This window comes from Corynebacterium sp. 74A, from assembly GCF_008930665.1.
Taxonomy (GTDB): Bacteria; Actinomycetota; Actinomycetes; order Mycobacteriales; family Mycobacteriaceae; genus Corynebacterium; species Corynebacterium megadyptis.
The window spans coordinates 1-1013 of record NZ_PQMG01000011.1; the positions used below are offsets into that span (position 1 = coordinate 1).

1 protein-coding gene is annotated in these 1013 nt (G+C 62.2%); it reads left to right on the top strand.

Translation table 11 applies throughout. From position 1 onward, the window contains the following. Positions 1 to 1013: class II fructose-bisphosphate aldolase (gene fbaA, locus GBB11_RS10760; RefSeq protein ID WP_151550361.1), on the top strand; the 1013-nt coding region annotated here is incomplete at its 3' end.

Below are 1013 nucleotides of genomic sequence, written 5' to 3' on the forward strand. Positions count from 1 at the left end.
ATGCCAATTGCAACCCCCGAGGTCTACAACGAGATGCTGACCAAGGCCAAGGAGGGCGGCTTCGCCTACCCGGCCATCAACTGCACCTCTTCCGAGACCATCAACGCCGCGCTCAAGGGCTTCGCTGACGCCGAGTCCGATGGCATCATCCAGTTCTCCACTGGCGGCGCTGAGTTCGGTTCCGGCCTCAACGTGAAGAACAAGGTTGCTGGCGCGTGCGCACTGGCTGCTTTCGCGCACGAGGCAGCCAAGCACTACGGCATCAACGTCGCCCTGCACACCGACCACTGCCAGAAGGAAGTTCTGGACGAGTACGTGCGCCCGCTCATCGCGATCTCCCAGGAGCGCGTGGACCGCGGCGAGCTGCCGCTGTTCCAGTCCCACATGTGGGATGGTTCCGCTGTGCCGATCGACGAGAACCTCGAGATCGCCCAGGAACTGTTGGAAAAGGCCCGTAACGCCAACATCGTTCTCGAGGTAGAGATTGGCGTTGTCGGCGGCGAGGAGGACGGCGTGGAGGCCAAGGCTGGCGCTAACCTCTACACCTCTGAGGAAGACTTCGCTAAGACCATCGATGCTCTCGGCACCGGCGAGAACGGCCGCTACCTGCTGGCCGCTACCTTCGGTAACGTCCACGGCGTGTACAAGCCGGGCAACGTCAAGCTGCGCCCCGAGGTTCTGGACATGGGCCAGAAGGTGGCAGAGAAGAAGCTCGGCTTGGATGCCGGCTCCAACCCCTTCGACTTCGTTTTCCACGGCGGCTCCGGCTCCGAGAAGGAAAAGATCGAGGAGTCCCTGCGCTACGGCGTGATCAAGATGAACGTGGACACCGACACCCAGTACGCGTTCACCAACCCGGTCGCCCGCCACATGTTCGCTAACTACGATGGCGTGTTCAAGATCGACGGCGAGGTCGGAAACAAGAAGGTCTACGATCCCCGCTCCTACATGAAGAAGGCCGAGACCGGCATGGCCGAGCGCATCGTGGAGGCCTGCCAGGACCTCCACTCCGC